General features: G+C 63.4%; 2 protein-coding genes. Both read right to left on the bottom strand.

From position 1 onward, the window contains the following. On the bottom strand, positions 1–2,290 hold a 2,290-nt coding region (locus TZ00_RS18510; RefSeq protein ID WP_044444008.1), incomplete at its 3' end, for a family 43 glycosylhydrolase. Positions 2,291–2,330: 40 nt separating this feature from the next. After that, positions 2,331–2,590 (bottom strand): hypothetical protein (locus TZ00_RS18505; RefSeq protein ID WP_044444006.1); only part of this gene is annotated, 260 nt, incomplete at its 5' end.

Below are 2,590 nucleotides of genomic sequence, written 5' to 3'. Positions count from 1 at the left end.
TCGGCGCGACGGTGGCGATCGTCTTCGACCCATAAGCCGAATCGATCATCAGCTTCACAGGCACCGCGTCGTTGTTCGTCACCTGCACAGTCAGCAGCGCCTTGCCAGCAACACACCGCGAACCAGCAGTCGCCACCACATCCAGCACCGGGGCGGCGTCCGCCTCGGTGAACGACCAGGTGTCGACCTCGGCAAGGTTCTGGCCGGTCGGTCCGGTGAAGGTGAAGTACACATCGTGCACTCCTGTGACACCCTCGAGACCGGTCGAGACCTCGCCCCACTCGCCCACCGGCGAGTCGACATCGACGGAGGCGACCACAGCAGACGTGCGGTCGTCGAGACGAACCTCGATCTTTCCGCCGGCCACGAGAGCCTTGACCTTCGCTGTTACCGAACCGGCTCCGGTGTCGCCGAAGTCGACTGCAGAGAGCGACGTCCAGTCCCCGTTGTCGACGTCGTCGAGCACGAGGTTCGGAGCGTTCGTTCCGAACTGCGTGGAGCCGCCGTCGATCTTCTTGGTGGCGAGACCCTGCTGGTAGGCGATGGTCTCAGCCTCGAGCACGCTGTACGGATCGAGGTTCTTGATCTGATCCGGGCCGACGTAGTCGCCCACGACCTGCTGGATGGTGCCGTCTTCGTTGAAGGTCAGCTCCTGGATGTGCGTGCTGCGGTACCCCTGAGTGGTGTTGCCGTTGATGCGCTTGTTGAGCGTCGGAGCGTGGTAGGTGAAGTAGTACTTGCCATCGAGCTCGAACACCGACTGGTGGTTGTTGCCGCCCGTGCCCGCTCCGAAGAACTGGCCCTGGTTCGGGAACAGCACACCCTGATAGGTGCTCTTGTCCCACACCATCGGGTCATCAGACATCATGTAGCCGATCTGGCCGCCGCCCGGATAGCCGGGCAGTGCGGTCTGGTTGCCACCGAAGTCGCTGCCACCGAAGTGCGACGAATACGAGAGGTAGTACTTGCCCTCACGCTCGAAGACCTGCGAAGCCTCGAAGGCGACCGGAGCATCGACCACGACGGCTTCGCCGACGGTCGAGATCATGTCGTCTCCGAGCTTGATGGCCCTGATGTTCTTCGGGTTGTTGAAGCGCTCGGCGGCAGGAAAGCTCGTCGAGGCGGGACCGCCACCGAAGTAGAGGTAGCCCTGACCGTCGTCGTCGACGAGGGGGGCCGGGTCGAACAGCCAGTTGACGCCCTGAACTCCGGGGGTGCTGCTGTTGATCAGCGTGCTGGTGCGCTCACTCACCCAGGGACCGATGGGCGAGGTACCGGTGAGCACGTTGCTCGAGCCTCCGCCGTTGGCGTAGTAGAGGAAGTACTTGTCGACGCCGTTGATCGTCTTCTTGGCCATGCCCGGTGCCCAGGAGTTCGACGTGAACGGAGCGATTCCGTTCGGACCGGCGACCTGGATCTCACCGTGATCGGTCCAGTTCACGAGGTCCTCCGAGGAGATCACGGTGATCTGGTTGATGCTGCCGTAGTTGATCTGCGGCGAGATTCCCGTCGTCGGATCCGGAGCGTATCCCTGGGTGTCGTTCGTCATGTAGATGTACACACGACCGTTGTCGACGAAGCCGAAGGCGTCGGCGCCGAACTTGTGAGAGATCACGGGATTGTGCTCTCCGGGGTTCTTGCCGACCACCTCGATGGTCTTCGACGGAGCGGGGGGTGGCGGAGCGCCCACAAGGGAGACGTCGTCGACCTTGAAGTCCATCAGGTGTGTGGCAGGCGCACCCGCGGCCGTCGACGTCGAAGCCCACGGGGTCTCGAAGAACAGCCGTGCGGTGCCCACGCTCTGGGTCGACGGGATGGTGAAGTTGGCGCTGAGTGTGGCCCACTCGCCCTTCGTCGCGGTGACGCTGGCGAGGTTCGTGTACGTTCCTCCGCCGTAGTGCATTGTGGCGAAGAACTGCTTCGTCGCGGGCGACGCGGCGTTCTCGTACTTGATGCGCGCCTTGATCGTGTAGGTCTGTCCAGCCTGCACCTTGCCGGTGAGGTCTTGCATCGGGCCAGAGCCCGTCGTGAGCCGACCGGTGATCAGCGCTGCGGCGGCTCCGGTGGTCGCATCCGGCGTTGTGGCGAGAGTGCCACCATCGGTCGCGTTGCCGTTGTTCACGATCCAGTTCGCGGTTCCGCTTTCGAACCCACCGTTCACGATCAGTTCCTGATCGGCGGCGAATGACGCGCTTGCCGAGAACGACGACGCGAGAAGGGCGGCGAGAGCCACCCCCGCGAGTCCTATCTTCGACCGGTGTCTCCACCGGGATTGCACGAGCTGTTCCATTTATCCTCCTTGATTGCTGGACTTGGGTCGGGGGGGGTTCTCAGCCGCAGGGCTTGGCCTCGTATGGCGCCGGCACCACGGTGCTCACAGGCTGGCCATCGACCGTGGCCGATGCCGTGACCGTCACCTCACCCGCCGGCAAAGAAGCCAGACGGGTTGTGAAGGCATGCGAGCCGTTCTTCGTCGGCGCGACGGTGGCGATCGTCTTCGACCCATAAGCCGAATCGATCATCAGCTTCACAGGCACCGCGTCGTTGTTCGTCACCTGCACAGTCAGCAGCGCCTTGCCAGCAACACACC

This window comes from Agreia bicolorata (assembly GCF_000938265.1).
GTDB classification, from domain to species: Bacteria; Actinomycetota; Actinomycetes; order Actinomycetales; family Microbacteriaceae; genus Agreia; species Agreia bicolorata.
The sequence above is the reverse complement of the archived record's forward strand: the minus strand, read 5'-3'. Positions and strand labels throughout refer to the sequence as shown.